Source organism: Serratia sp. X10, from assembly GCF_017811775.1.
Taxonomy (GTDB): Bacteria; Pseudomonadota; Gammaproteobacteria; order Enterobacterales; family Enterobacteriaceae; genus Serratia; species Serratia ureilytica.
Genome location: NZ_JAEIOH010000005.1, coordinates 1 through 23,005 on the forward strand (window position 1 = coordinate 1; position 23,005 = coordinate 23,005).

22 protein-coding genes are annotated in these 23,005 nt (G+C 59.7%); 3 read left to right on the plus strand and 19 right to left on the minus strand.

All coding sequences use genetic code 11. From position 1 onward, the window contains the following. Positions 1 to 309 precede the first annotated feature (309 nt). From hemG to J9788_RS17060, 5 genes are all read right to left on the minus strand, one after another. Positions 310 to 843 carry a menaquinone-dependent protoporphyrinogen IX dehydrogenase gene (gene hemG / locus J9788_RS17040; RefSeq protein WP_182265669.1) on the minus strand — a complete coding sequence of 178 codons (534 nt, stop codon included), beginning with the start codon at positions 841 to 843 and terminating at the stop codon, positions 310 to 312. A gap of 21 nt (positions 844 to 864) precedes the next feature. Then, positions 865 to 2,316: a Trk system potassium transporter TrkH gene (trkH, locus tag J9788_RS17045; RefSeq protein WP_004934492.1), complete on the minus strand. Its 1,452-nt coding sequence runs from the start codon at positions 2,314 to 2,316 to the stop codon at positions 865 to 867. A gap of 35 nt (positions 2,317 to 2,351) precedes the next feature. Next, entirely contained in the window at positions 2,352 to 2,966 is a 615-nt protein-coding gene (locus tag J9788_RS17050; protein WP_182265668.1) for an IMPACT family protein, read from the minus strand. After that, positions 2,966 to 4,297: a Xaa-Pro dipeptidase gene (pepQ, locus tag J9788_RS17055; RefSeq protein WP_046898871.1), complete on the minus strand. Its 1,332-nt coding sequence runs from the start codon at positions 4,295 to 4,297 to the stop codon at positions 2,966 to 2,968. The genes J9788_RS17050 and pepQ overlap by 1 nt, the downstream gene beginning before the upstream one ends. A 112-nt stretch (positions 4,298 to 4,409) precedes the next feature. Then, positions 4,410 to 5,606: an MFS transporter gene (locus tag J9788_RS17060; protein ID WP_182265667.1), complete on the minus strand. Its 1,197-nt coding sequence runs from the start codon at positions 5,604 to 5,606 to the stop codon at positions 4,410 to 4,412. 233 nt (positions 5,607 to 5,839) lie between these two features. On the opposite strand from J9788_RS17060, the gene fadB reads away from it, so the two are divergent. Together fadB and fadA are read left to right on the plus strand one after the other, a co-directional pair. Next, entirely contained in the window at positions 5,840 to 8,029 is a 2,190-nt protein-coding gene (gene fadB / locus J9788_RS17065) for a fatty acid oxidation complex subunit alpha FadB (RefSeq protein WP_046898869.1), read from the plus strand. 10 nt (positions 8,030 to 8,039) lie between these two features. Further along, the gene (fadA, locus tag J9788_RS17070) at positions 8,040 to 9,203 is read left to right on the plus strand and encodes an acetyl-CoA C-acyltransferase FadA (protein ID WP_033644961.1); all 1,164 of its coding nucleotides are present in this window, start codon (positions 8,040 to 8,042) and stop codon (positions 9,201 to 9,203) included. 172 nt (positions 9,204 to 9,375) lie between these two features. Here fadA and fre read toward each other — a convergent pair whose 3' ends face one another. Genes fre through pepE form a run of 3 tightly spaced genes read right to left on the minus strand, consistent with a single transcriptional unit; the run spans position 9,376 to position 12,421 of the window. Next, positions 9,376 to 10,077: an NAD(P)H-flavin reductase gene (fre, locus tag J9788_RS17075; RefSeq protein WP_033644962.1), complete on the minus strand. Its 702-nt coding sequence runs from the start codon at positions 10,075 to 10,077 to the stop codon at positions 9,376 to 9,378. A 50-nt stretch (positions 10,078 to 10,127) separates the two neighbouring features. Further along, positions 10,128 to 11,648 (minus strand): 4-hydroxy-3-polyprenylbenzoate decarboxylase, encoded by a 1,521-nt coding sequence (gene ubiD / locus J9788_RS17080; protein WP_182265666.1) that lies wholly within the window; start codon positions 11,646 to 11,648, stop codon positions 10,128 to 10,130. A gap of 47 nt (positions 11,649 to 11,695) precedes the next feature. Beyond that, entirely contained in the window at positions 11,696 to 12,421 is a 726-nt protein-coding gene (pepE, locus tag J9788_RS17085; RefSeq protein ID WP_033644964.1) for a dipeptidase PepE, read from the minus strand. 245 nt (positions 12,422 to 12,666) lie between these two features. Between pepE and rfaH the strand changes: the two genes are divergently transcribed. Further along, a complete protein-coding gene (gene rfaH / locus J9788_RS17090) occupies positions 12,667 to 13,155 on the plus strand; it encodes a transcription/translation regulatory transformer protein RfaH (protein WP_033644965.1) in 489 nt (162 codons plus the stop codon). Positions 13,156 to 13,197: 42 nt separating this feature from the next. On the opposite strand, the gene hemB is transcribed toward rfaH, so the two are convergent. From hemB to J9788_RS17145, 11 genes are all read right to left on the minus strand, one after another. Next, positions 13,198 to 14,220, minus strand: coding sequence for a porphobilinogen synthase (gene hemB / locus J9788_RS17095; RefSeq protein ID WP_042783470.1), 1,023 nt, complete (start codon positions 14,218 to 14,220; stop codon positions 13,198 to 13,200). Positions 14,221 to 14,234: 14 nt separating this feature from the next. Continuing rightward, complete coding sequence (gene tatD / locus J9788_RS17100) at positions 14,235 to 15,017, minus strand: 3'-5' ssDNA/RNA exonuclease TatD (RefSeq protein ID WP_182265665.1); 783 nt, start codon at positions 15,015 to 15,017, stop codon at positions 14,235 to 14,237. Between the two features lie 53 nt (positions 15,018 to 15,070). After that, positions 15,071 to 15,841: a Sec-independent protein translocase subunit TatC gene (tatC, locus tag J9788_RS17105; RefSeq protein ID WP_046898866.1), complete on the minus strand. Its 771-nt coding sequence runs from the start codon at positions 15,839 to 15,841 to the stop codon at positions 15,071 to 15,073. 3 nt (positions 15,842 to 15,844) lie between these two features. Beyond that, positions 15,845 to 16,414 (minus strand): Sec-independent protein translocase protein TatB, encoded by a 570-nt coding sequence (gene tatB, locus J9788_RS17110; RefSeq protein WP_046898865.1) that lies wholly within the window; start codon positions 16,412 to 16,414, stop codon positions 15,845 to 15,847. Between the two features lie 3 nt (positions 16,415 to 16,417). Next, positions 16,418 to 16,681, minus strand: coding sequence for a Sec-independent protein translocase subunit TatA (tatA, locus tag J9788_RS17115; protein WP_004934452.1), 264 nt, complete (start codon positions 16,679 to 16,681; stop codon positions 16,418 to 16,420). An 80-nt stretch (positions 16,682 to 16,761) separates the two neighbouring features. Beyond that, positions 16,762 to 18,393 (minus strand): ubiquinone biosynthesis regulatory protein kinase UbiB, encoded by a 1,632-nt coding sequence (gene ubiB / locus J9788_RS17120; protein WP_182265664.1) that lies wholly within the window; start codon positions 18,391 to 18,393, stop codon positions 16,762 to 16,764. After that, the gene (locus J9788_RS17125) at positions 18,390 to 18,998 is read right to left on the minus strand and encodes an SCP2 domain-containing protein (RefSeq protein WP_046898864.1); all 609 of its coding nucleotides are present in this window, start codon (positions 18,996 to 18,998) and stop codon (positions 18,390 to 18,392) included. Before J9788_RS17125 ends, ubiB begins: the two co-directional genes overlap by 4 nt. 13 nt (positions 18,999 to 19,011) lie before the next feature. Next, positions 19,012 to 19,767, minus strand: a complete 756-nt coding sequence (ubiE, locus tag J9788_RS17130) for a bifunctional demethylmenaquinone methyltransferase/2-methoxy-6-polyprenyl-1,4-benzoquinol methylase UbiE (RefSeq protein WP_004934443.1) — start codon at positions 19,765 to 19,767, stop codon at positions 19,012 to 19,014. Positions 19,768 to 19,845: 78 nt separating this feature from the next. Continuing rightward, complete coding sequence (rmuC, locus tag J9788_RS17135; RefSeq protein WP_182265663.1) at positions 19,846 to 21,393, minus strand: DNA recombination protein RmuC; 1,548 nt, start codon at positions 21,391 to 21,393, stop codon at positions 19,846 to 19,848. A gap of 140 nt (positions 21,394 to 21,533) precedes the next feature. Further along, a complete protein-coding gene (locus J9788_RS17140) occupies positions 21,534 to 22,064 on the minus strand; it encodes a DedA family protein (protein ID WP_019455291.1) in 531 nt (176 codons plus the stop codon). Between the two features lie 79 nt (positions 22,065 to 22,143). After that, a complete protein-coding gene (locus J9788_RS17145; RefSeq protein WP_046898862.1) occupies positions 22,144 to 22,926 on the minus strand; it encodes a tyrosine-protein phosphatase in 783 nt (260 codons plus the stop codon). Between the last annotated feature and the right edge of the window lie 79 nt (positions 22,927 to 23,005).

Consider the following 23,005-nt stretch of genomic DNA (forward strand, 5'->3'; position numbering starts at 1 on the left):
TTTTTTGCATCCGAAGATGCTGGATATCGTCTTGTGGAGTGCCCACACAGATTGTCTGATAAATTGTTAAAGAGCAGTGAGTTAGGCGCTTTCGCTTGCTAACTCGAGGTGGCGTATATTACGCTTTTCACCCGGAGAGTCAAGCGTTTATTTCGCTTTCCTCTCGCTGACCCGGCGGCTTGTCAGTCGTTGTTCCCGGTCAGTGGAGGCGCATTATAGGGAGTTCTCGGCGGGCCGCAACCCCTAAATGCAAAAAACTTTTCAAGCGCGGATTTTTTCGGCAAAACGCTGGCCAAACCCGCATTTTCGTCACTTTTCGTACTGAATCTGGCTAAATTCCTGGGCGAAACGATCGACTTGCTGCCAATCTGTGTACTCAACCTCCTTACTGGTATCCGTTTCTCCACCGGTCATACGCATAATAAATTGAATCATGATGCGATCGAACCAGCGATAACGTGGATAACGCAACGCCCCGGCAAATACCGCGCACTGTTTTGGCTGCCACGGCGACGCCAACAGGAACTTACGGGTATAGGCGTTGGTTTGCGGCGAACGCTTTTCCGGTTTGCGCGCGGTCAGGTTGACGGCAAAGAATGCGCTCGGCATCCGATTCAACTGCTCGGCATGACGTTTAACGAATTTATCCAGCGCCGGGTTAAAGTGCCCGTAGCGAATAGAAGCGCCGATTATCACCTGCTGATACTGGCTAAGGTCGATCGGTTCCGCCTGCAGCAGATCGATCACCTCACAGCGCAGCGTATCCTGCAATTTGCTTGCTATATAAGAAGCGATAGCACGTGTTTGCCCGTCACGGCTCGAATAAAGTATCAATGCCTTCATGGCGTACTCCTTATAACAGGCTCACTCACGCCAGAAGGTTGGCGTGAACAGCACCAGCAATGTAAACACTTCCAGGCGCCCGAACAGCATCGTCACCACCAGGATCCACTTGGCCGCCGCTGGCATCGTGGTGAAGTTGTCCGCCACCACGCCCAGACCAGGACCAAGGTTATTCAGCGTTGCCGTCACTGCGGCAAACGCGGAGAAATCATCAACGCCGGTCGCAATGATCGCCAGCATGCTGACGATAAACACCAGTGCATAGGCGGAGAAGAATCCCCACACCGCTTCCAGAATACGTTCCGGCAGTGCGCGATTGCCCAATTTGATGGTATAGACCGCGTTGGGGTGCACCAGCCTTTTCAATTCGCGCGAGCCCTGCAGGTACAACAGCAGAATACGGATCACCTTCAGGCCGCCGCCGGTCGAACCGGCGCAACCGCCGATGAATGCCGAACACAGCAACAGCATCGGCAGGAACAGCGGCCACTTGGCGATGCTGTCGGTCGTAAAACCGGCCGTGGTCGCCATCGATACCACCTGGAAGAACGCCTGATTGAGCGTTTCCATACCGCTCTTATAGACGCCATGTCCCCAGAGCACCAACGTGCACACCACCACCAGCGTCAGTTGAACGAAGATAAACATGCGGAATTCAGGATCGCGCCCATAGACCTTCAGACTGCGGCCGCTTAGCAAAGCGAAGTGCAGACCGTAGTTACAGCCGGAAATCAGCAGGAACACGGCAATGATGGTGTTGATGGTCGGGCTGGCGTAATAACCGATACTGGCATCGTGGGTAGAAAACCCGCCAATGGCGATGGTCGAGAAACTGTGGCCGATGGCGTCGAATACCGACATCCCGGCCCCCCAGAGCGCCAGCGCACAGGCGACGGTCAGCAACACATAGATTAGCCACAGGGTTTTGGCGGTTTCGGCAATACGCGGACGCATCTTGTTATCTTTCAGCGGCCCGGGCATTTCCGCCCGATACAGCTGCATGCCCCCGACGCCGAGTATCGGCAGTATCGCCACCGCCAACACGATGATCCCCATCCCACCCATCCATTGCAGCATTTGGCGATAGAACAGGATGGCCTTAGGCAACGAGTCCAGCCCCACCAGCGTCGTTGCGCCGGTAGTCGTCAATCCCGAGAAGGATTCAAAGAAGGCGTCGGTCAGCGACAAATTAGGACGTTCCGAAAACAGGAACGGCAATGCCCCCACGCTGCCCAGCACGGTCCAGAACAGCACAACGATCAGGAAACCTTCACGCGGCTTCAGCTCGTGTTTCTGCTTACGGTTCGGCCACCACAGCATCAGCCCGATGGTCAACGCCACGAAGAACGTTTGGCTGAACGCTCGCCCCGCCCCATCGCGATAAATCAATGCCACCAGGCCGGGAATAAACATCGTCCCAGAGAACAAGATGACCAGCAGACCAACGATACGGGTTATGGCGCGAAAATGCATTTCAGCACGATCCTTAGCAATTCAATTGGGAGGAATTATTGCGAAATGGGGGTTAATTGCAAATTACCGCGACTGAGATCACGCAATTTATTCCCAAACAGCTCGACCTCAGTCGCCGGCAGCGCCAAATGCAGCACGACGGCGACGCCGTATTCGCCCTGCAGGATCCGACCTGCGGTTTGCTGCAACAAGTTCTCCACCAGCGCCAACTGCGCATAGTCGCACTGCAAGATATATTCGGCTTCGGGCACCTTTTGCACCAGCGCCAGCTGCTTCAATGCCTGTTGAACACCGTTGCCATAAGCTTTCACCAGTCCGCCGGTGCCCAGCTTGACACCGCCGTAGTACCGAACGACTACGGCGGTCACTTCACCGATACCGCTGCCTATCAGCTGCGCGAGGATAGGTTTGCCGGCGGTACCCGACGGTTCTCCATCGTCGGAGAACCCCAGCTGCTGCGAATCATCGGGGCTACCGGCGACGAAAGCCCAACAGTGGTGCCGCGCCGCCGGGTGCTCATCCCGCACCTGCTGAATAAACGCCTTTGCCGCCTCCACCCCGCCGGTCGGCGCCAGCAGGGTGATGAAACGGCTCTTCTTTATCTCTTCGGTAAAGCAGGTTGCTTCCGCCGGTATCGGGTACGGCCGCATCAAGCCAGGTTCAGATCGCGCGTCATGTTCTCGATGCGCTTTTCATGGATCACGATGTTGTCTTCGATGCGAATACCGCCATACGGTTTCAGCGCATCGATGCGATCCCAGGCGAAGTGCTGCTTGAACTCGCCGCTGCGCCACGGCGCCAACAGAGACTCGATGAAGTACAGACCCGGTTCGATGGTCAACACCATGCCCGGCTGCAACACGCGGGTGCAACGCAGGAACGGGTACTTGGACGGCGCCGCCAGATGGGTGCCTTGCTCATCCTGCATAAAACCGGCGGCGTCGTGCACCTGCAGGCCCAACGGATGGCCCAACCCGTGCGGCAGGAACGGCGTGGTGATCCCCGTTTCGACCATCGCCTCTTCGCTGAGGCCATTCACCAGTTTGTGATTCTTGAGCAGCTTGGCGATGCGCTGGTGCATCTGCACATGATAGTCGGTGTAACGCACGCCGGTTTTAATGGTGTCGATCAGCGCCAGCTGTTCACTATTGAGATCTTTCACCAGATGAGCGAACTCGCTGCCGCTTTGCGCCGCATAGGTACGCGTCAGATCGGCGGCGTAGCCGTTATATTCCGCGCCGGCGTCGATCAGAAAACTCAGGGACTCGGCCGGCGGCTGATGATCCAGCTTGGTGTAGTGCAGCACCGAAGCGTGCTCGTTCAACGCCACGATGTTGTCGTAAGGCACATCGGTATCGCGGTGGCCGGTAGCCGTCAGGTAGGCCAGATTGATGTCGAACTCGCTCATGCCGGAGAGGAAGGCCTCATGCGCGGCACGATGGCCGGTTACCGCCGTCTTCTGCGCTTCGCGCATGCAGGCCAGCTCATAGCCGGTTTTAATCGAACGGTGGAAATCCAGGTAGTTCAGCACCGCTTTCGGGTTGATGTTTTCCGCAGGAATGCCGAGATCGCGGGCGCGCTGTTGGGCATAACCGATATAGCCGACGCGCTCACGCTGCGGCGGCAGCTGCTGCGCGATCGCATCGGCGTTGGCCAGCGGCATCAATTCGAGGGACTTGGTCCAGAAACTGTTCGGCAGCGGCTCTACGCTGTGCCAGTAGTCAACCGGGGAGTAGAACCACAGCTTCGGCTTGTTGACGCCATCTATCCACAACCAGCAGTTCGGCACCGATGTCACCGGCACCCAGGCTTTGAAATGCGCGTTCACTTTGAACGGGTAGCTATGGTCGTCCAAAAATACCTTTTGCAGTTCCCCGGAGTGAATCAGCAGCGCATCCAACTTGTTGCGTTCCAGCACTTCACGCGCGCGTTTTTGCAGTTCTGCCAGGTGGTCGTTATACAAAGAAGCCAGCGTTTCCATCACAGTACCCTTATGCCTTAGCACGAAAGAAGCCATCTTAACACAGCGCTCCGAGGCACCAACCTCATCGCGTTGGGCCTGCGGAGCAGCTCGCAATTCCCTGCAAATGCCGTTACATCCGCAGCTTAACCATTAACCAGCCGCCCAAACCGAGCAGCGCTATCGCCAGCGCCCACAGGCCATGGTGTTCCAACAACACCGCGCCGGCCGCGGCGACGCCTGCCAGACACTGCTGCAGAAAGCCACACAGCGCCATCGCATAAGCGCCGTACTCTTTGGCATCGCTGACGGCCATCGCCATGCTGTTGGGAAACAGCACCGCCTGGCCAAAAATGGTCAGGCAATACAGCGCGATGAACAGCGCCATGCCGGAAAGGCCGGCCAGGACGCCGCTCCACCACAACAGCAGGATCGCCGCCGTCGCCAGCGCCACGATGCCGCTGCCGGCCTGCATCAGTTTTATCCCGCCGAGACGCGCCACCGTACGGTTCACCGTCAACGCCCCGCTGAAGTAGGCGACGCCGATCACCAGTCCCAGGGCGCCGAACGCCGTGACGTTGAGACCAAACTCCTGCTGCATCACGAACGGACTCACTTCCTGCAGTGTCACCGTGGTGGCAAACCCCAGCCCGCCGACACAGGCCGGCCAAAAGAACCCAGGCCGCCGCAGGATGGCAAAGTAGGTTGCCGCCATCGCCGGGCGCACGCCCCCTGCCCGTCCCGCCTCCAGCGGCAGCGTCACCATCAGCGCCAGAATGATCAAACCGGTGGCGCCCATCAGGACGAAGCCCATCTGCCAGTGCGCATATTGGCTCAGCAGGCCGCCGATAAACTGACCGCCGCCCAGCGCGGTGATAAAGGCGATGGAGAGCACCGACAGACGCCGCGCCAGTTCGTCCCCGCTCCAGTTATCCCGCACGATGATGCGCGCGATGATCGCCGCACCGCCGGCACCCACGCCCTGCAGCGCACGCAGCGTCAGCAATTGGGCGCCGTTGCTGCACAGCGCCAACAGCCCGCTGCAGCCAATGAAAAGAAATAAAGACAGCGTCAGGGGCGCGCGGCGGCCAAAGCGATCGGCGGCCGCGCCCCAAAACAGCACCGGCAAGGCGGCGCCGATGACGAAGATTGAAATGGACAGCTCGGTGGCGCGCCGGCTCATCGCCAGCTCCCGCATCACCGTCGGCAACGAAGGCAAGTACACGGTCGTCGCCATTTGCGCCATAAACACCAACAGACACGCCAGCGTCATGGTTCTGGCGGGAATGCTCCATAAGCCGCTGCGTTTAACACAAGCTGCCTTAGTCATGCGTAACCTCGTCTGAATGATCATTCGCTGCGAGCAAGTGTATGAAGGCCGACAAGCTCCGGCAAATGCCGATAGCACATAAAATATAACTTCGTTTCAAATCAAAAAACTAACTTGGCAACATGTGATCCGACCAGCAAAAATGCAATCTCTCATTTGCATATTGTTAACATAAAAACCACACTCCTCTTCATCTGGTCATACCAGATCATACGCTGATTCAGGAGATAGACATGCTCTACCAAGGCGAAACATTACAACTGCACTGGCTCGATAACGGCATCGCCGAGCTGGTGTTCAACGCACCGGGCTCGGTCAACAAGCTGGACACCCGCACCGTCGCCAGCCTGGGCGAAGCGCTCACCGTGCTGGAAAACCAGCCAGAGCTCAAGGGGCTGCTGCTGCGCTCCACCAAAGCCGCATTTATCGTCGGCGCCGATATCACCGAATTCCTTTCTCTGTTCGCCGCGCCGGCTGAAAAGCTGCAAGAGTGGCTGGTATTCGCCAACAACGTCTTTAACCGGCTGGAAGATTTGCCGGTGCCGACCATTTCTGCCATTAACGGCTATGCGCTCGGCGGCGGTTGCGAATGCATTTTGGCGACCGATTTCCGCGTCGCCTCACCGGACGCGCGCATCGGCCTGCCTGAAACCAAATTGGGCATCATGCCGGGCTTCGGCGGCTCCGTCCGCCTGCCGCGCCTGCTGGGTAACGACAGCGCGCTGGAAATCATCGCCGCCGGCAAAGACGTCAGCGCCAAAGACGCGTTGAAAGTCGGCCTGGTCGATGCGGTAGTGGCGCCGGAAAAACTGGCCGAAGCCGCGCTCAACATGCTGCAACAGGCGATCGACGGCAAGCTGAACTGGCGCGCCGCGCGTCAACCGAAGCTGGAGCCGCTGAAGCTCAGCCCGATCGAGGCAGCAATGAGCTTCACCACCGCCAAAGGCATGGTGCTGCAGACCGCCGGCAAACATTACCCGGCGCCGATGACCGCGGTGAAAACCATTGAAGCCGCCGCCAAGCTGGGCCGCGATGAAGCGCTGAAACTGGAAACCGCCAGCTTCGTGCCGTTGGCGCGCTCCAACGAAGCGCGTGCGCTGGTCGGCATCTTCCTTAACGATCAGTTCGTGAAGGGCCAGGCGAAAAAGCTGGCCAAGAATGTGGACGCGCCGAAACAGGCGGCGGTGTTGGGCGCCGGCATCATGGGCGGCGGCATTGCTTACCAATCGGCGTTGAAAGGCGTGCCGGTGATCATGAAGGACATCAGCGACAAATCGCTGACGTTGGGCATGAACGAAGCGGCCAAGCTGCTCAATAAGCAGTTGGAACGCGGCAAGCTGGATGGCCTGAAAATGGCGCAGGTGCTGTCGACCATTCAGCCGACGCTGGACTACGCCGGCATCGAGCGCGCGCAGGTGATCGTCGAAGCGGTCGTGGAGAACCCGAAGGTCAAAGCCGCCGTGCTGTCGGAAGTGGAAAACCTGATCGGCGAAGACACCGTTCTGGCGTCGAACACCTCGACCATTCCGATTAATCATCTGGCAAAATCGTTGAAGCGTCCGCAAAACTTCTGCGGCATGCACTTCTTTAACCCGGTACACCGTATGCCGCTGGTCGAAATCATCCGCGGCGAACAAACCAGCGACGAGACCATTGCCAAAGTGGTGGCCTACGCCGGCCGCATGGGCAAAACGCCGATCGTGGTGAACGACTGCCCGGGCTTCTTCGTCAACCGCGTGCTGTTCCCATACTTCGCCGGCTTCAGCCTGCTGCTGCGCGACGGCGCCGACTTCCGTCAGATCGATAAAGTGATGGAAAAACAGTTCGGTTGGCCGATGGGCCCGGCCTACCTGCTCGACGTGGTGGGCATCGACACCGCACACCACGCGCAAGCGGTAATGGCGGCCGGCTTCCCGGAGCGCATGAGCAAAGACTATCGCGACGCCATTGACGTGATGTTCGACAACCAGCGCTTCGGTCAGAAAAACCAGCTGGGCTTCTACCGCTACAGCCAGGACAACAAAGGTAAGCCGCGCAAGGACAACGACGAGCAGACCGATGCACTGCTGGCCGAAGTGAGCCAACCGCGGCAGACCATCAGCGACGAAGAGATCGTTACGCGCATGATGATCCCGATGATCAACGAAGTGGTGCGTTGCCTGGAAGAGAAGATCGTCGCCAGCCCGGCCGAAGCCGATATGGCGTTGGTCTACGGCATCGGTTTCCCTCCGTTCCACGGCGGCGCGTTCCGCTACCTGGATACGCTCGGCACCGCCAACTACGTTGAGCTGGCCCAGCGTTACGCACACCTCGGTGCCCTGTATCAGGTGCCGGCCGGTCTGCGCGCCAAGGCCGAACGCAATGAAAGCTACTACCCGGTGGCGACACCGCTGTCCGACGTCGCAACCCGCCAACCGGCATGAGGTCATAAAGATGGAAAACGTAGTTATTGTTGATGCCGTACGCACGCCGATGGGCCGCTCCAAGGGCGGCGCCTTCCGCCAGGTGCGCGCCGAAGATCTCTCCGCTCATCTGATGCGTGAAGTGCTAAGCCGCAACCCGGCGCTGAACGCCGACGAGATCGATGACATTTACTGGGGCTGTGTGCAGCAGACGCTGGAACAAGGCTTCAACATCGCCCGCAACGCCGCGCTGCTGGCCGAGATCCCGCACCGCGTGCCGGCGGTGACCGTCAACCGCCTGTGCGGCTCTTCGATGCAGGCGCTGCACGACGCGGCGCGCGCCATCATGGTTGGCGACGCGCACATCAGCCTGATCGGCGGCGTGGAACACATGGGCCATGTGCCGATGAACCACGGCGTGGATTTCCATCCGGGCCTGAGCCGCAGCGTGGCCAAGGCCGCCGGGATGATGGGGCTGACCGCTGAAATGCTGGCCAAGATGCACAACATCAGCCGCCAGATGCAGGATGAGTTCGCCGCGCGCTCCCACCAACGCGCACATGCGGCGACGCTGGCGGGTTACTTTAAAAACGAGATCATTCCGACCAACGGCCACGACGCCGACGGCGTGCTGACCCGTTACGATTTTGATGAAGTCATCCGCCCGGAAACCACCGTCGAAAGCCTGTCGGCTCTGCGCCCGGCGTTCGATCCGGTCAATGGCACCGTCACCGCCGGCAGTTCTTCCGCTCTGTCGGACGGCGCTTCCGCCATGCTGCTGATGAGCGAATCACGCGCCAAAGCGCTCGGTTTGAAAGCCCGCGCCCGTATTCGCTCGATGGCGGTCGTCGGCTGCGATCCTTCCATCATGGGCTACGGCCCGGTGCCGGCCAGCAAGCTGGCGTTGAAACGCGCCGGTCTGAGCGTGCAGGACATCGATCTGTTCGAGCTGAACGAAGCGTTCGCCGCCCAGTCGCTGCCGTGCATCAAGGATCTGGGGTTGATGGACAGCATCGACGACAAGATTAACCTGAACGGCGGCGCCATCGCGCTAGGCCACCCGCTGGGCTGTTCCGGCTCCCGCATCTCGACCACCCTGTTGAACAACATGGAACGTCGCGACGCGCAGTTCGGCCTGGCGACCATGTGCATCGGCCTGGGCCAGGGTATCGCCACCGTGTTTGAACGCGTTTAGCTGTGTCTATCTTGGGATGATCGCGTCACCACTTCAAATCGCGGCATCCCGCCAAGTTTAGTTGCCGTTCTTCCCGCCTGTCAGGGGCGGGTTTTTTATGCCTGAAATTTGCCGACGCCCAAATAAAAACGGGGCGACCCTCGGCCACCCCGTTCACTGCGCATCGCCACTGTCAGATAAACGAAAACGCGTCGCCAAACATATGCGCTTCCTGCGCGCCGCGCTCGGCGCAGAAACGCTCGCGGGCGATTTTCGCCATCTCGAAACGCCCGGCGATGTAGATGTCATGTTCCGCCAACGTGCCGAAATCCTGCAACACCGCGCTGAGCACGGTGCCGCTGCGGCCACGCCATTCAGCCTCCGGCTGCTCGACCACCGGGATCACCTTCAGGTTCGGGTGTTGCACCGACAGCGCTTCCAGCTCGCTCAGATCGTACAGGTGCTTCAGCTCACGCCCGCCCCAGTAGATGGAAATGTCGCGATCGGGCTGCTGCTCCAACGCGGTCAACAGGATTGAGCGCGCATAGGAGAAGCCGGTGCCGCCGGCGATCAGCACCAGCGGACGGCTGCCCTCTTCCCGCAGCCAGGCGTCGCCGTGCGGCATATCGACGGTGATCGCCTGCTCTTTCAGAATGCGATCCATCACCGCCATGGCGTACAGATTCAGCTCCGAAGCACCGATATGCAGCTCGATGTAATCTTGCTGCGTCGGGGTTGATGCCAGCGAGAACGGACGTTTGTCGCGCTCGTCCATCACCACCATCAGATATTGCCCTGCCTTGAAAGAAAACGGCTGCTCGGGCACCAGACGTACCCGATAAACCGTATCGGTAATGGCCTCTACCGAGGTCACTTTACAGCTCAATATTGTCATGCGTTCCCTCTGTCGGGTCATCAATGCAAAGCTGAGAACAGGGCCTGACGCTATAACGTCGGTTCCCTGTCACTGAAAATTGCGAGCTCATCCCAGATTTCGTCGACGCGCGCACGTACCTTTTCATCCATCTGAATCGGACGGCCCCATTCGCGATCGGTTTCACCCGGCCATTTGTTGGTGGCGTCCAGCCCCATCTTCGAACCCAGTCCGGAAACCGGCGAGGCGAAGTCCAGATAGTCGATCGGCGTATTCTCCACCAGAACCGTATCCCTTGCCGGATCCATTCGTGTGGTGATCGCCCAAATCACGTCATTCCAGTCGCGCGCATTGACGTCATCGTCACAGACGATAACAAATTTGGTGTACATAAACTGCCGCAGGAACGACCAGACGCCCATCATCACGCGTTTCGCGTGGCCGGCGTACTGTTTTTTCATGGTCACCACCGCCAGGCGATACGAGCACCCTTCCGGCGGCAGATAGAAATCAACGATTTCCGGGAACTGTTTTTGCAGGATCGGCACGAACACTTCATTCAGCGCCACGCCCAGGATCGCCGGCTCATCCGGCGGCCGGCCGGTGTAGGTCGAGTGGTAAATCGCGTTGCGACGCTGGGTGATGTGCGTGACGGTGAATACCGGGAACTGGTCGACTTCATTGTAGTAACCGGTGTGGTCACCGTAGGGGCCTTCCGGCGCCATTTCACCCGGCTCGATATAGCCTTCCAGCACGATTTCAGCGCTGGCGGGCACTTCCAGATCGTTGGAAAGGCACTTGACCACTTCGGTTTTATTGCCGCGCAGCAGCCCGGCAAAGGCGTATTCAGATAGGGTATCCGGCACCGGCGTCACCGCGCCGAGGATAGTGGCGGGATCGGCGCCCAGCGCTACCGCGACCGGGAAACGCTCGCCGGGGTGCGCCTGGCACCACTCCTGGAAATCCAGCGCGCCGCCTCGGTGCGACAGCCAGCGCATAATCACTTTATTCTTGCCCAGCACCTGCTGGCGATAGATACCGAGGTTTTGCCGTTCCTTATGCGGGCCGCGGGTCACCGTCAGCCCCCAGGTGATCAGCGGCGCGGCGTCTTCCGGCCAGCAGTGCATCACCGGAATGCGGCCCAGATCGACATCATCGCCCTGCCATACCTGCTCCTGACAAGGCGCGGATCCCAGCACCTTGGTCGGCATGTTCAGCACCTGCTTGAACTTCGGTATTTTGTCGAACAGATCGCGGAAACCTTTCGGCGGCTCCGGCTCTTTGAGGAAAGCCAGCAGTTTGCCGACTTCGCGCAGCGCGCTGATGTCTTCCTGCCCCATGCCCATCGCCACGCGATTGGCGGTACCGAACAGGTTGCACAGCACCGGCATGTCGTACCCTTTCGGGTTTTCAAACAGCAGTGCCGGGCCGCCCGCCCGCAGGGTGCGATCGGCAATTTCCGTCATTTCCAGGTAAGGATCGATCGGCTGGCTGATGCGTTTTAGTTCCCCTCTCTTCTCCAGCAACGAGAGGAAATCGCGTAAGTCACGGTATTTCATGCTGATCATTATAGCGGCCAGTGGGGAGGGCATTATAAGCCCTCTTCAAGGTTGTTGCTGCAATTTTGTTAACGCCGCCCTCAGCCGCAGTTGAACGGCACCAGCGCAGCCAGTGCGCGCGTATCCTGATATTCGCGCGTCTCTTCGCCGTGGCGGAACACCTTAAAACCCTGCCCGTTGGCGCTGAAATAACGTAGCGCATTGCCTTCAACGTGCAACAGACTGCCTTCACGCAACGCCACGACCGATTCGCTCGGGTTGATCGCGCAGAACTCAGCCAGACGCTCGTCACGGGTTTCGCCCATGTGGCCGCTGATGTGCGCATCGATGTAATGCGGGTTAATCTGCACCGGGAACAACCCCAGCGCCGGCAATACCACGCTGCAGCGCACCGGCATGTCATTGGTGGTGCGAATGCTCGGCGTCGCCACGTTGCAACCTGCGCTCCAGCCGACGTAAGGCACTTCACGCTCGCGCACCGCGCGCTGGATAGGCACGATCAGGCTTTGTTCATGCAGCATCTGGTTCAGCAACCAGGTGTTGCCGCCGCTGACCAAAATGCATTCGGCCTGCGCAATCGCCGCCGCCGGTGAAGCGGCGTGGTGAATGCTGGTGACTTCAATGCCCAATGTTTGCGCCAGCTCCTGCGCGCGCCGATCGTAGTCGTAACGGATTAGCGCGTAAGGGATAAAGACGGCGGATTTGATGCCGCGGCGCGCAATCATCGCCAGCAGTTGGCTTTTGGCGTACCCCAGCAGCTCGGCTTCGCCAGACAGCTTGCCGTTGCTCAACAGAAACAGCTCCATTTTTCTCCCCTCGGTCAAAAACGATGAATAGCGTCACAGCCGGCGGCGCAACGCCTTGCCATACTGTGACGGTAACAAATTTTTAGCCCTCTGTTATACCAGCGCCGTATCGATAAGTGTGTGACCCCTCGCTAATAGCCGTAGATTCAGAAAGATAGGCGATGTTACATGCTGAAACTTGCATCACTATGTATCCGGAATAGCTTTTGATATGCTTACCGGCTGGCAGAAAGGCATGTGAAATTATGGAATCCTGGTATCTACTTTATTGCAAACGCGGTCAGCTGTTGCGAGCGCAGGAACATCTGGAGCGGCAGCAGGTAAACTGCCTCAGCCCGATCATCACGCTGGAAAAAATCGTGCGTGGCAAGCGCATCGCGGTCAGCGAACCCCTGTTTCCCAATTATCTGTTTGTGGAGTTCGACCCGGAGCGCATTCACACCACCACCATCAGCGCCACCCGCGGCGTCAGCCACTTCGTGCGTTTCGGCGCGCTGCCGAGCGTCATCCCGAGCAAGGTGATCGATGAGCTGCGCACGCACACCAGCGAGACCTACGTCGATCCGGAAACCCCGCAGCCGGGTGATACCGTTCTGATCGTCGACGGCGTATTCGAAGGGCTGCAGGCGATCTACACCGAGCCGGACGGCGAGGCCCGCTCGATGCTGTTGCTCAACCTGATCAACAAACAGGTCAGTCAAAGCATCGACAATCGGCAATTCCAGAAAATGTAATGCAAAAAGGCGCCCTCAGGCGCCTTTTTTACGGTATCGCGCTTAGCGGCGCAGCGCTTCTTCATGCAGCCATTGGGCGACACGCTTGGCGAAGTAGGTCAGCACGCCGTCGGCGCCGGCACGTTTAAAGCACATCAACGACTCCATCACCGCAGGTTGCTCCTGCAGCCAGCCGTTCTGAATCGCCGCCATGTGCATGGCGTACTCGCCGGACACCTGATAAGCGAAAGTCGGCACGCCGAAGGTATCCTTCACCCGGCGCACCACATCCAGGTAAGGCATGCCCGGTTTCACCATCACCATGTCCGCGCCTTCCTGCAGATCCTGCGCAATCTCTTGCAGCGCTTCATCGCTGTTGGCCGGATCCATCTGATAGGTCTTTTTGTTGCCGCCTTTCAGGTTGCCGCTGGAGCCCAGCGCATCGCGGAATGGACCGTAATAGCAAGAAGCGTACTTGGCGGAGTAGGCCATGATCTGGGTGTTCACCAGGCCCTGCAGTTCCAGACGATCGCGGATCGCCCCGATACGGCCGTCCATCATGTCGCTCGGCGCCACGATTTCCGCGCCCGCTTCGGCATGAGACAGCGCCTGGCGCACCAGAATGTCTTTGGTCACGTCGTTAATCACGTAGCCCTGCTCATCGATCACCCCGTCCTGACCGTGGGTGGTGTAGGGATCGAGCGCTACGTCGGTCAGAATGCCCAACTCAGGCACAGCGTCTTTCAGCGCGCGCACCGTGCGCTGCACCAGCCCTTCCGGGTTATAGGCTTCTTCCGCATGCAGCGACTTCAAGCCCGGTTCAATCACCGGGAACAGGGAGATCACCGGCACGCCGAGTTTGGCGATGGTTTCCGCTTCCTTGACCAGCAGATCGATCGTCATGCGCGATACGCCCGGCATCGAGGCCACTTCTTCCTGGCGGTTGCTGCCTTCCATGACGAACACCGGATAAATCAGGTCATTGACCGTCAGTTGGTTCTCGGCGACCAGACGGCGGCTGAAGTCATGACGGCGCACGCGGCGCATACGGCGACCAGGAAAGGTGCCCGGAAATGCATAGCTCATAGTTTTCTCCTAGCTCAAACCAGCCGGAATAGCCGGCGGGCGTTCTCATCGGTTTTTTGCCCCAGCCATTGCGGCTCTTCCTGCCGCCAGACGGCGACCTGATGCACGATGTGGGGCAGGAAACAGGGTTCGTTGCGGCGAGATGCGGGTTTAGGCTGTAAATCCCGGGGCAACAGATAAGGGGCGTCAGTTTCCAGCAGCAGACGCTCGGCCGGGATCTGCGGCAGCAGGGCGCGCAATTCCAGACCGCGCCGCTCGTCGCAGACCCAACCGGTAATCCCGATCGACAGGCCCAGCGACAGGCAGCTTGCTAATTCTTCGGCGGTGCCGGTGAAGCAGTGCACCACGGCCGCGGGCAGTTTATCCAACCACGGCGTCAGTAGCTCGGCAAAACGTGCGTGTGCGTCGCGACAGTGAAGAAACACCGGCAGCGCCAACTCCGCCGCCAGCGCCAGTTGCGCGCTGAACGCCGCTTCCTGCTGCTCCGGCGTCGAGAAGTTGCGGTTGAAATCCAGACCGCATTCACCGATCGCCACCACTTCTGAGCCGGCGGCCAGGGCATAAATCTGCTCGGCGCTGCGTTCATCCCAGCTGCTGGCGTTATGCGGATGCACACCGGCGGTGGACCAGCAATAGCCCGCATGCTGCTGCGCCAGTTTGGCGGCCTCGCGGCTCTCAGACAGATCGGTGCCGGTAATCAACATCCCGGTAACGCCCGCCGCGCGGGCGCGCTCCACCACGGTCTCGCGGTCTTTGGCGAATTGGCTGCTGGTGAGGTTAACGCCAATATCAAACATGGTTTTTCCCAAAGCAAAAGCCGCCCTATGGGCGGCTTCGCAATCAATGTGGATCAAGGCGCTGGGGGTTCGTCACCCTCGTCGTCGTCTTCCGCCTGCGGACGGCGTTTGCCGGTATAGAAGCGAGCGAAGAACACCCCCACTTCAAACAGCAGATACATCGGTATCGCCAACAAGGTTTGCGAAAACACGTCCGGCGGCGTCAACAACATGCCGACCACAAACGCGCCGACCAGCACATACGGCCGTTTCTTCTTCAGGTCGTCCGGCGAAGTGACGCCGCTCCAGCACAGCAGAATAATGGCGACCGGCACTTCGAAGGCGACGCCAAACGCCATAAACAGCGCCATGACGAAATCGAGGTAGTTTTTAATGTCGGTCGCAATGGTCACCCCCATCGGCGCGGTCTTGGCGAAGAAGCCGAAGGCCAGCGGGAACACGATGAAGTAGGCGAAGGCCATGCCGAGGTAAAACAACAGGCTGCTGGACACCAGCAGCGGCATCATCAGGCGGCGTTCATGCTTGTACAGCGCAGGCGCGATGAACGCCCATACCTGATACAGAATCATCGGCGCAGAGACGAACACCGAGACGATCATGGTCAGCTTGATCGGGGTAAAGAACGGTGACGCCACGTCGGTGGCGATCATGCTCGCGCCGGCCGGCAACTGCTTGAGCAGCGGCGCAGAAACCAGCTGGTAAATGTCGTTGGCGAAAAATACCAGCACCACGAACACCGCCAGCACGCAAATAATCGAGTTCAACAGCCGCTTGCGCAGCTCTATCAGATGACTGATAAGGGGTTGGGTATCTTCAACAGCCATGTATTAACGATCGCCACTAGGTTGGTGAGACGCTGGGGTTTTATCCGCAACAGGTTCGACAGGAGCAGACGCGGTTTCCACCGGCGCTTTAGCGGGTTGCGCCGTCACTGGCGGCACCGGTGACACGGGCGCGACGGCTTCAGGTTCCGCTGGCGGTTGTGGCGCAGCGGCGGGCGCGCTGGCGCGGGTTGCCGCTTCAGCCGGCGTCACGCCGTCGTGCAAGGCTTCCGGATCGGTGACCTGCGGATTATGGATGGTGTTCGCCAGCTCTTCTTTCTCGCCCCGGTAGGTGCGTTTCAAAGATTCCGCCGCGTCTTTCAGCTCATCCATCGACGCCTTCAGCTCCGGCGTCAGGTTCTGCAGGCCGGCCTGTTCGGCTTTCTTCAGGCTGTCCTGCAGCTCCTGCAGTTTCAGCTCCTGAGACAGTTCGTGCTGCACCGAGGCCGCCAGCGAGCGCAGCGCGCGGATCCAGCCCGATACCGTTCTGACCGCAACCGGCAAGCGTTCCGGCCCCAGAACAACCAGGCCGATCACCAGCACCAGCAGCAGCTCACTAAACCCAATGTCAAACACGGTTTATACCTGCTCTTTGTTCTTCGACTCTTCCGGTTTCACTTCCGGCTGCTTATCGGTAATAGGCTTGGCCGAGAAATCAGCGTCATCCAGGCTGCTTTTTTCAGCCGTGTTGGGGGTCGACGGCGTATCGTCGCCGATCGCTTTTTTGAAGCCCTTGATCGAGGCGCCGAGATCGGAACCCAGCGTGCGCAGTTTTTTGGTACCGAACAGCAGCACCACGATCACTGCGATGATCAACAATTGCGTAATACTAATACCGCCCATTTTAATTACCTCTAATTTTAAGGGGTCTTTTAAAGCCAGCCCGCATTATAGAGCCGACTTTACCAGAGTAACGAATTAAATCAGGTGGTTCGCTTCCAGCCAATCACCCAGCATACGATGCCGGCGGCCATCATCCAGGCAGGGAACACCTCGATTTGCCCCAGCAGCAACAGCGTGCCGCTTACCAACAGTGTAGCGCCAACGCCGAACAAATAACGTGACTGCCCCTGACGAACCCGCTGAGCCTGCATCTGGTTGGTCAGCTTATCAACGCTTTGTTGCAACAGTTTATGCTGCTGCAGGCTGTCGTAAAACAGCTCGGGCAGTTCGGGCAGTTTCTCCGCCCAGAACGGCGCTTTCTCTTTCAGCGCGCGCACCACGGCGGGAATGCCGACCTGATCGCGCAGCCAACTCTCGAGGAACGGCTTGGCGGTGGTCCACAGATCCAACTGCGGGTAAAGCTGACGCCCCAACCCCTCAACATACAGCAAGGTCTTCTGCAATAACACCAGCTGCGGCTGCACTTCCATATTGAAGCGGCGCGCGGTGTTGAACAGGTTCAGCAGCACGTTGCCGAAGGAGATCTCCGCCAGCGGCTTCTCGAAAATCGGTTCGCACACGGTACGGATGGCGAATTCGAAGTCTTCCACGTTGGTGTCGCGCGGCACCCAGCCGGAGTCGACGTGCAGTTCCGCCACCTTGCGGTAATCGCGGTTGAAGAAGGCGATGAAGTTTTCCGCCAGATAGCGTTTGTCATCCTTGTTCAACGAACCGACGATGCCGCAGTCGATGCCGATGTAGCAAGGATCTTCAGGATGTTCGTAGCTGACGAAAATATTACCGGGATGCATGTCCGCATGGAAGAAGCTGTCGCGAAATACCTGGGTAAAGAACACCTGAACGCCGCGTTCCGCCAACAGTTTCATGTTGGTGCCCTGCTGCTCCAGCGTGGCGATGTCCGAGACCGGAATGCCATAGATACGCTCCATCACCAACACGCTTTCGCGGCAGTAGTCGGAGTAGACTTCCGGCACGTACAGCATCGGGCTGCCGTCGAAATTGCGACGCAGCTGAATGGCGTTGGCCGCTTCGCGCAGCAGGTTCAATTCGTCCAGCAGGGTTTTCTCGTACTCGCGTACCACTTCGCGCGGACGCAGGCGGCGACCGTCCGGCAACAGCTTCGGCACCCAGCCTGCCAGCCGGTACATCAAGCGCACGTCGGCTTTGATAATCGGCCCGATATCCGGCCGGATCACCTTCAGCACCACTTCCTGGCCGGTGGTTTTCAGCCGCGCGGTATGCACCTGCGCGATCGAGGCGGACGCCAGCGGCTGCTGCTCGAAGTCGTCGAACCAGGTTTCCAGCGGGCCGCCCATCGCCAGCTCGATATGCTTGCGCGCCAGCGCACCGTCGAAAGGCGCCACCCGATCCTGCAGCAGCGTCAGCTGATCGGCAATGTGCGGCGGGAACAGATCGCGGCGGGTCGACATCATCTGGCCGAACTTGATCCAGACCGGCCCCAATTCCTGCAGCGCCAGCCGCAGACGTTCGCCCAGCGGTTTGTCCTTGTGCCGATTAGGCATCCAGAACAGCAGCCGGCGGCCGAAGCGCAGCGGCAGCGTCAAACGCATTTTAGGGATCAGCTCGTCCAGCCCATAGCTGAGAAAAACGCGGACGATAAAATACAAACGACGCAGTTCGCCTGGGGTCATCGCTTGCCCTCCAGCTTATCCATGCGGGCAATCAGCGCTTCCGCGCCGCGGGCGAGCGCATCCACTTCTTCATTGAACCACACCACTTCCAGCGGCCCCGGCGCCAAACGCCACTCTTCCGTCAGCGCCTCAGCCATGTCTTGCTGCCGACGCATCAATCCGGCCTTGAGTAACGAAGCGCCTTTGCCCAGCGCCTGCGTAATGCCTTGAGCGGCGATATCGCCGATATAGGGCGCCAGCCATTCCGCCGGATCCCACTCCGCCAGATCGAGCAGGCCAACCAGCTGTTGCACCACCTGAATATCCCCTTCCACCGTCAATTCGCCGCTGCGCATCAGCACCGGCAGCTGCTGGCGATCGCGCAGCTTCAGTAAGGAGGGAATGCGGCTGCGCACCGTGCAATCGGCGCTGTCTTCAGACTGCCCCAGCACATCCACGCGCAGTTCGCTGAACACCAGCACCAGCGGTGAAGCCAACTCTTCCAGTTCGATGCGCAGCACCTTGCCCGCCAGGCGTTGGCGGGCGGCTTTCATGCTGCGATCGCGAAACAGCAGGTTATTCAGCGAGGTTTCCAGCGCACCGGTCAGCAGAGGGGTAAACAGCATCGGCATCTCCCTCTCAGAACTTGAAGCCGCGATGCAGGGCGACAATCCCACCGGTCAGGTTGAAATAGGTGACGTTTTCAAAACCGGCGTTGCCCATCATGCCCTTCAGGGTTTCCTGATCGGGGTGCATACGGATCGATTCCGCCAGATAGCGATAGCTGTCCGGATCTTTCACCACCAGCTCGCCGATCTTCGGCAGCACGTGGAAAGAGTATGCGTCGTAAGCTTTGCTCAGCGGCGCCAGCAGCGGTTTGGAGAACTCCAGCACCAACAGGCGGCCGCCCGGCTTCAGCACGCGGAACATCGAACGCAGCGCTTTGTCTTTGTCGGTGACGTTGCGCAGGCCAAAGGAGATGGTGATGCAATCGAAGTAGTTATCCGGGAACGGCAGCGCCTCGGCGTTGGCCTGCACGTAATTGATGTTGCCGACGATGCCGCGATCGCGCAGCTTCTCGCGCCCCATCTTCAGCATCGAATCGTTGATGTCCGCCAGCACCACCTGCCCCTGCTCGCCAACCATGCGGGAGAACTTGGCGGCCAGGTCGCCGGTGCCACCGGCCAGATCCAGCACGCGCTGCCCGCGGCGCACGCCGCTGCAGTCAATGGTGAAACGCTTCCAGATACGGTGGATGCCGAACGACATCAGGTCGTTCATCACGTCATACTTTGCCGCTACCGAATGAAAAACGTCCGCCACCATGGCCTGTTTTTCGTCTCTAGCGACGGTGCGAAAACCGAAATCGGTGGTTTCCTGCGATTGATCTGCCATTGTCCTGCCTGCTATTCAGTCAATTTTGTGTGGATGAGTGTACCAGAAGCCCGAGGAATACCCCACCTCGCCACGGCCTCAGCCGTGCGAAACGAAGCCCGGTTCCCCGGTGGTATCATCATCGTCGTTCGTCTGCGGCAGCGCGGCGACCTCGTCGTCGTTCGCCTCTTCCGCTTCATCGTGTTGCGCGCCGGCTTGCTGCGCCAGCAGCGGGTTTATCGGCCGCTTGACCTCAACCCCCAGCGCGCGGAAACCTTCAATTTGGCCGATAAGATTACCACGGCCTTCACTCAGTTTGTTCATCGCCTGACGATAACTGCCCTGCGCCTTGTCCAGGCTCTGCCCCAGCGCGGACATATCGTCCACGAACAGCCGCATCTTGTCATACAGTTTCGCCGCGCGCTCGGCGATGCGCTGGGCATTCTGGCTCTGATGCTCATAGCGCCACAGGTTGGTGATGGTACGCAGCGCCACCAGCAACGTGGTCGGGCTAACCAGCATGATGTTGTGCTTGAGCGCTTCGCTGATCAGCTCCGGTTCACGATCGATAGCCAGCAGGAAGGCCGGCTCGACCGGAATGAACATCAGCACATAGTCCAGCGAACGCAGCCCCGGCAGCTGCTGGTAGTCCTTGCGGCCCAGCATGCGAATGTGGCCGCGCAGAGAAGTGATATGTTCGCTCAGCGCCGCTTCGCGCTCCGCCTCATCCTCGCCGTTGAAATAGCGCTCGTAGGCGATCAGCGACATCTTGGCGTCGATCACCACATCCTTGCCCTGCGGCAGGCGCACGATCACATCGGGCTGCATGCGGCTCTGATGATCGACCCGCACGTTGACCTGCGTTTCATACTCGTGCCCTTCGCGCAGGCCGGAGGCCTCCAGCACCCGGCTCAGCACCACTTCCCCCCAGTTGCCCTGGGTCTTGTTGTCGCCTTTCAGCGCCTTGGTGAGGTTGATGGCCTCGCGCGCCATTTGCGCATTCAACTGCTGCAGATTGCGTATCTCGTGCGTCAGCGTGTGACGCTCACGCGCCTCCTGGCCAAAGCTGTCCTGCACCTGTCGGCGGAAACCGTCCAGCTGTTCGCGCAGCGGCAGCAGTAACCGATCCAAACTTTGCTTATTTTGCTCGTCCACCTTGCGGCCGCTGTGTTCAAAAATGCGGTTGGCGAGGTTTTCAAACTGGGTGGTGAGGCGCTGTTCGCTGTTGATCAGCAGACGCTGCTTCTCCTCCGCCGCCATGCGCGTCTCTTCCAGACGGATGGTGACTTCGCGCAGCTCGGCCTCCTGCGCGCTGTTCACCTCGCGCTGGGCGCGCAGCTCTTGGTTGAGCAGCTCGCATTCGTTGCGCCAATGGTTGAGCTGTTGCAGTTTTTCATGCCCGGCCGCCAGCTGGCTGTGCAGGTTGCGCAGCTCCAGCTCGCTCTGGCGCGACTGCTGTTCGTGGCGCTGCAGGGCCTCCTGCCGCACGGCCGTCTCCTGCTGCGCCTGCTGCAACGCTTGCTCCAGCAACCGCAGTTCGGTTTCATGTTGCGCGTTCGTCTGCTGCACTCGTAGACTGGCGATCAGCCACCCTAACAGCATGCCGATCGCGACGCCGCCAATCCCATAAATCAGACTGGTATCCACCCTGCCTCCTGTTACACCTTGCCGTTCCGGCGTTTCGCACGCCCATTGCCCGTCACGTTAAGGGGAGGCTGTATGGATGTCCAGCCTGATTTTACCCGCCGCGCACAATATTGCGCGGCGCTGCGCAATTTAGCGAGAAATCAGCCCAGCCACTGGCTGAGCCACTTGATGCCGAACGCCCCCGGCGCCAGAATGCCGAACGCCCAGATCATCGCCGACGTGACGTTGGCCAACTGGAAGTAGCGCTGCGGCATGCCGCAAATGCCCCCCACCAGCGGCACCACGGCGCGCAGTGGACCGAAGAAGCGGCCGATGAAAATGCCCAGCACGCCCCAGCGTTCAAAGAAGGCGTGGCCACGCGCCAGCAGCTGCGGATTGCGCGACAGCGGCCACATATGGGCCACCCGATCCTGATAGTGGTAGCCGATCCAGTAAGAGAGCCAGTCGCCGAAAAATGCCCCGACGGCGGCGGCGGCCCAAATCGGCCAAAAGGCGATGCCGCTTTCGCCGATCAGCGCGCCCAGCGCCAGCAGGATCACCGTGGCCGGCAGCAGCAGCGACAAAAACGCCAGCGACTCGCCGAACGCCAGGAAGAAGATGATGGGAATGGCCCAGCCTTCGTGCTGACGCACGACGTCGCTGACCCAGTTGATAACGTCATTGAGGCTCAATGCGGGGCTCCTGATACGCGATGGTTCGCCGCCTAGGATAAGCCGGGGCGAGTTAAACCCCGGCTAAACACGCGGCAATTTACTCGAGGTAGAACGCCTGCAGCGCTTCTCGCTGGGCCGCGCCCAGGCCGTATTCCGCTTCCAGCCAGCGGTCGGTGGAGCCGTATTGTTGGCGGATGCAGCCCAGCGCCGTCATCAGGAACTCCTCGCGCGCGCTGAGCACGTAGGCGAATTGCTCCAGCGCCGCCGCATTCAGCTTGATAGACAGCTGATCCAGCATCTGCTCGCGAAAAGCGGCCAGCGTGGTTTCGGTCAGCAGATAGTCCTCCAGCACCGTCGCTTCGTCAGCCCCCAGCGCGAACAGCACCAGCGCCGAACCGACCCCGGTGCGATCCTTGCCGACCGCGCAGTGCTGCACGATCGCGCCGCCGCCGGGGTTGCTCAGCAGTTGCGCCAACCGCTGATAGGCCGCGTTGCCGAACGGCAGGCGGCGATACAGCTCCAGCATGAACGCGCGGGCGTCGAAAGCAGCCAGCGTTTCGTTGGTGAGCTTTTCCAGGTTGGCGTTGACTTCGCTGCTCAGCGGGTTAGCCGGCACGTGGTGATAGTCGGCGCCATTCCACAGAATATCCGGTTTGGCCTGCACTTCGTCGGCATCGCGGTAGTCCAGCACCGAACGCACCGGCACGCCGGCGAGGAAAGTGCAGTCGTTTTCCGTCAGCCGCTCGAGAGAACCGGAGCGGAACAGCAGGCCGCGCTTGATGCGGCGCCCATCGGCCACGCCGTTGCCGCCGAAGTCACGGAAATTAATGCCGCCGTCGAGCGGCGCAAGCGAAGGATGAAGCAGGATTTGGGCGGTCATAAACGTCCTCGTTGTTGTTGTTATGACAACGCGCGGCGGCCATCGGCGCAGCGCTGAGGAGTATCACCGTAACAGATTA

Excerpts from the sequence above, each read along its gene's own strand:
- hemG (WP_182265669.1), bottom strand. The coding sequence starts at position 843 with ATGAAGGCATTGATACTTTATTCGAGCCGTGACGGGCAAACACGTGCT.
- ubiE (WP_004934443.1), bottom strand. The coding sequence starts at position 19,767 with ATGGCAGATCAATCGCAGGAAACCACCGATTTCGGTTTTCGCACCGTC.
- J9788_RS17060 (WP_182265667.1), bottom strand. The coding sequence starts at position 5,606 with ATGACTAAGGCAGCTTGTGTTAAACGCAGCGGCTTATGGAGCATTCCC.
- fadB (WP_046898869.1), top strand. The coding sequence starts at position 5,840 with ATGCTCTACCAAGGCGAAACATTACAACTGCACTGGCTCGATAACGGC.
- J9788_RS17125 (WP_046898864.1), bottom strand. The coding sequence starts at position 18,998 with ATGCTGTTTACCCCTCTGCTGACCGGTGCGCTGGAAACCTCGCTGAAT.
- rfaH (WP_033644965.1), top strand. The coding sequence starts at position 12,667 with ATGGAATCCTGGTATCTACTTTATTGCAAACGCGGTCAGCTGTTGCGA.
- pepE (WP_033644964.1), bottom strand. The coding sequence starts at position 12,421 with ATGGAGCTGTTTCTGTTGAGCAACGGCAAGCTGTCTGGCGAAGCCGAG.
- fre (WP_033644962.1), bottom strand. The coding sequence starts at position 10,077 with ATGACAATATTGAGCTGTAAAGTGACCTCGGTAGAGGCCATTACCGAT.
- J9788_RS17050 (WP_182265668.1), bottom strand. The coding sequence starts at position 2,966 with ATGCGGCCGTACCCGATACCGGCGGAAGCAACCTGCTTTACCGAAGAG.
- ubiD (WP_182265666.1), bottom strand. The coding sequence starts at position 11,648 with ATGCCCTCCCCACTGGCCGCTATAATGATCAGCATGAAATACCGTGAC.
- hemB (WP_042783470.1), bottom strand. The coding sequence starts at position 14,220 with ATGAGCTATGCATTTCCGGGCACCTTTCCTGGTCGCCGTATGCGCCGC.
- trkH (WP_004934492.1), bottom strand. The coding sequence starts at position 2,316 with ATGCATTTTCGCGCCATAACCCGTATCGTTGGTCTGCTGGTCATCTTG.
- tatD (WP_182265665.1), bottom strand. The coding sequence starts at position 15,017 with ATGTTTGATATTGGCGTTAACCTCACCAGCAGCCAATTCGCCAAAGAC.
- ubiB (WP_182265664.1), bottom strand. The coding sequence starts at position 18,393 with ATGACCCCAGGCGAACTGCGTCGTTTGTATTTTATCGTCCGCGTTTTT.
- pepQ (WP_046898871.1), bottom strand. The coding sequence starts at position 4,297 with ATGGAAACGCTGGCTTCTTTGTATAACGACCACCTGGCAGAACTGCAA.
- fadA (WP_033644961.1), top strand. The coding sequence starts at position 8,040 with ATGGAAAACGTAGTTATTGTTGATGCCGTACGCACGCCGATGGGCCGC.
- J9788_RS17145 (WP_046898862.1), bottom strand. The coding sequence starts at position 22,926 with ATGACCGCCCAAATCCTGCTTCATCCTTCGCTTGCGCCGCTCGACGGC.
- tatA (WP_004934452.1), bottom strand. The coding sequence starts at position 16,681 with ATGGGCGGTATTAGTATTACGCAATTGTTGATCATCGCAGTGATCGTG.
- tatC (WP_046898866.1), bottom strand. The coding sequence starts at position 15,841 with ATGGCTGTTGAAGATACCCAACCCCTTATCAGTCATCTGATAGAGCTG.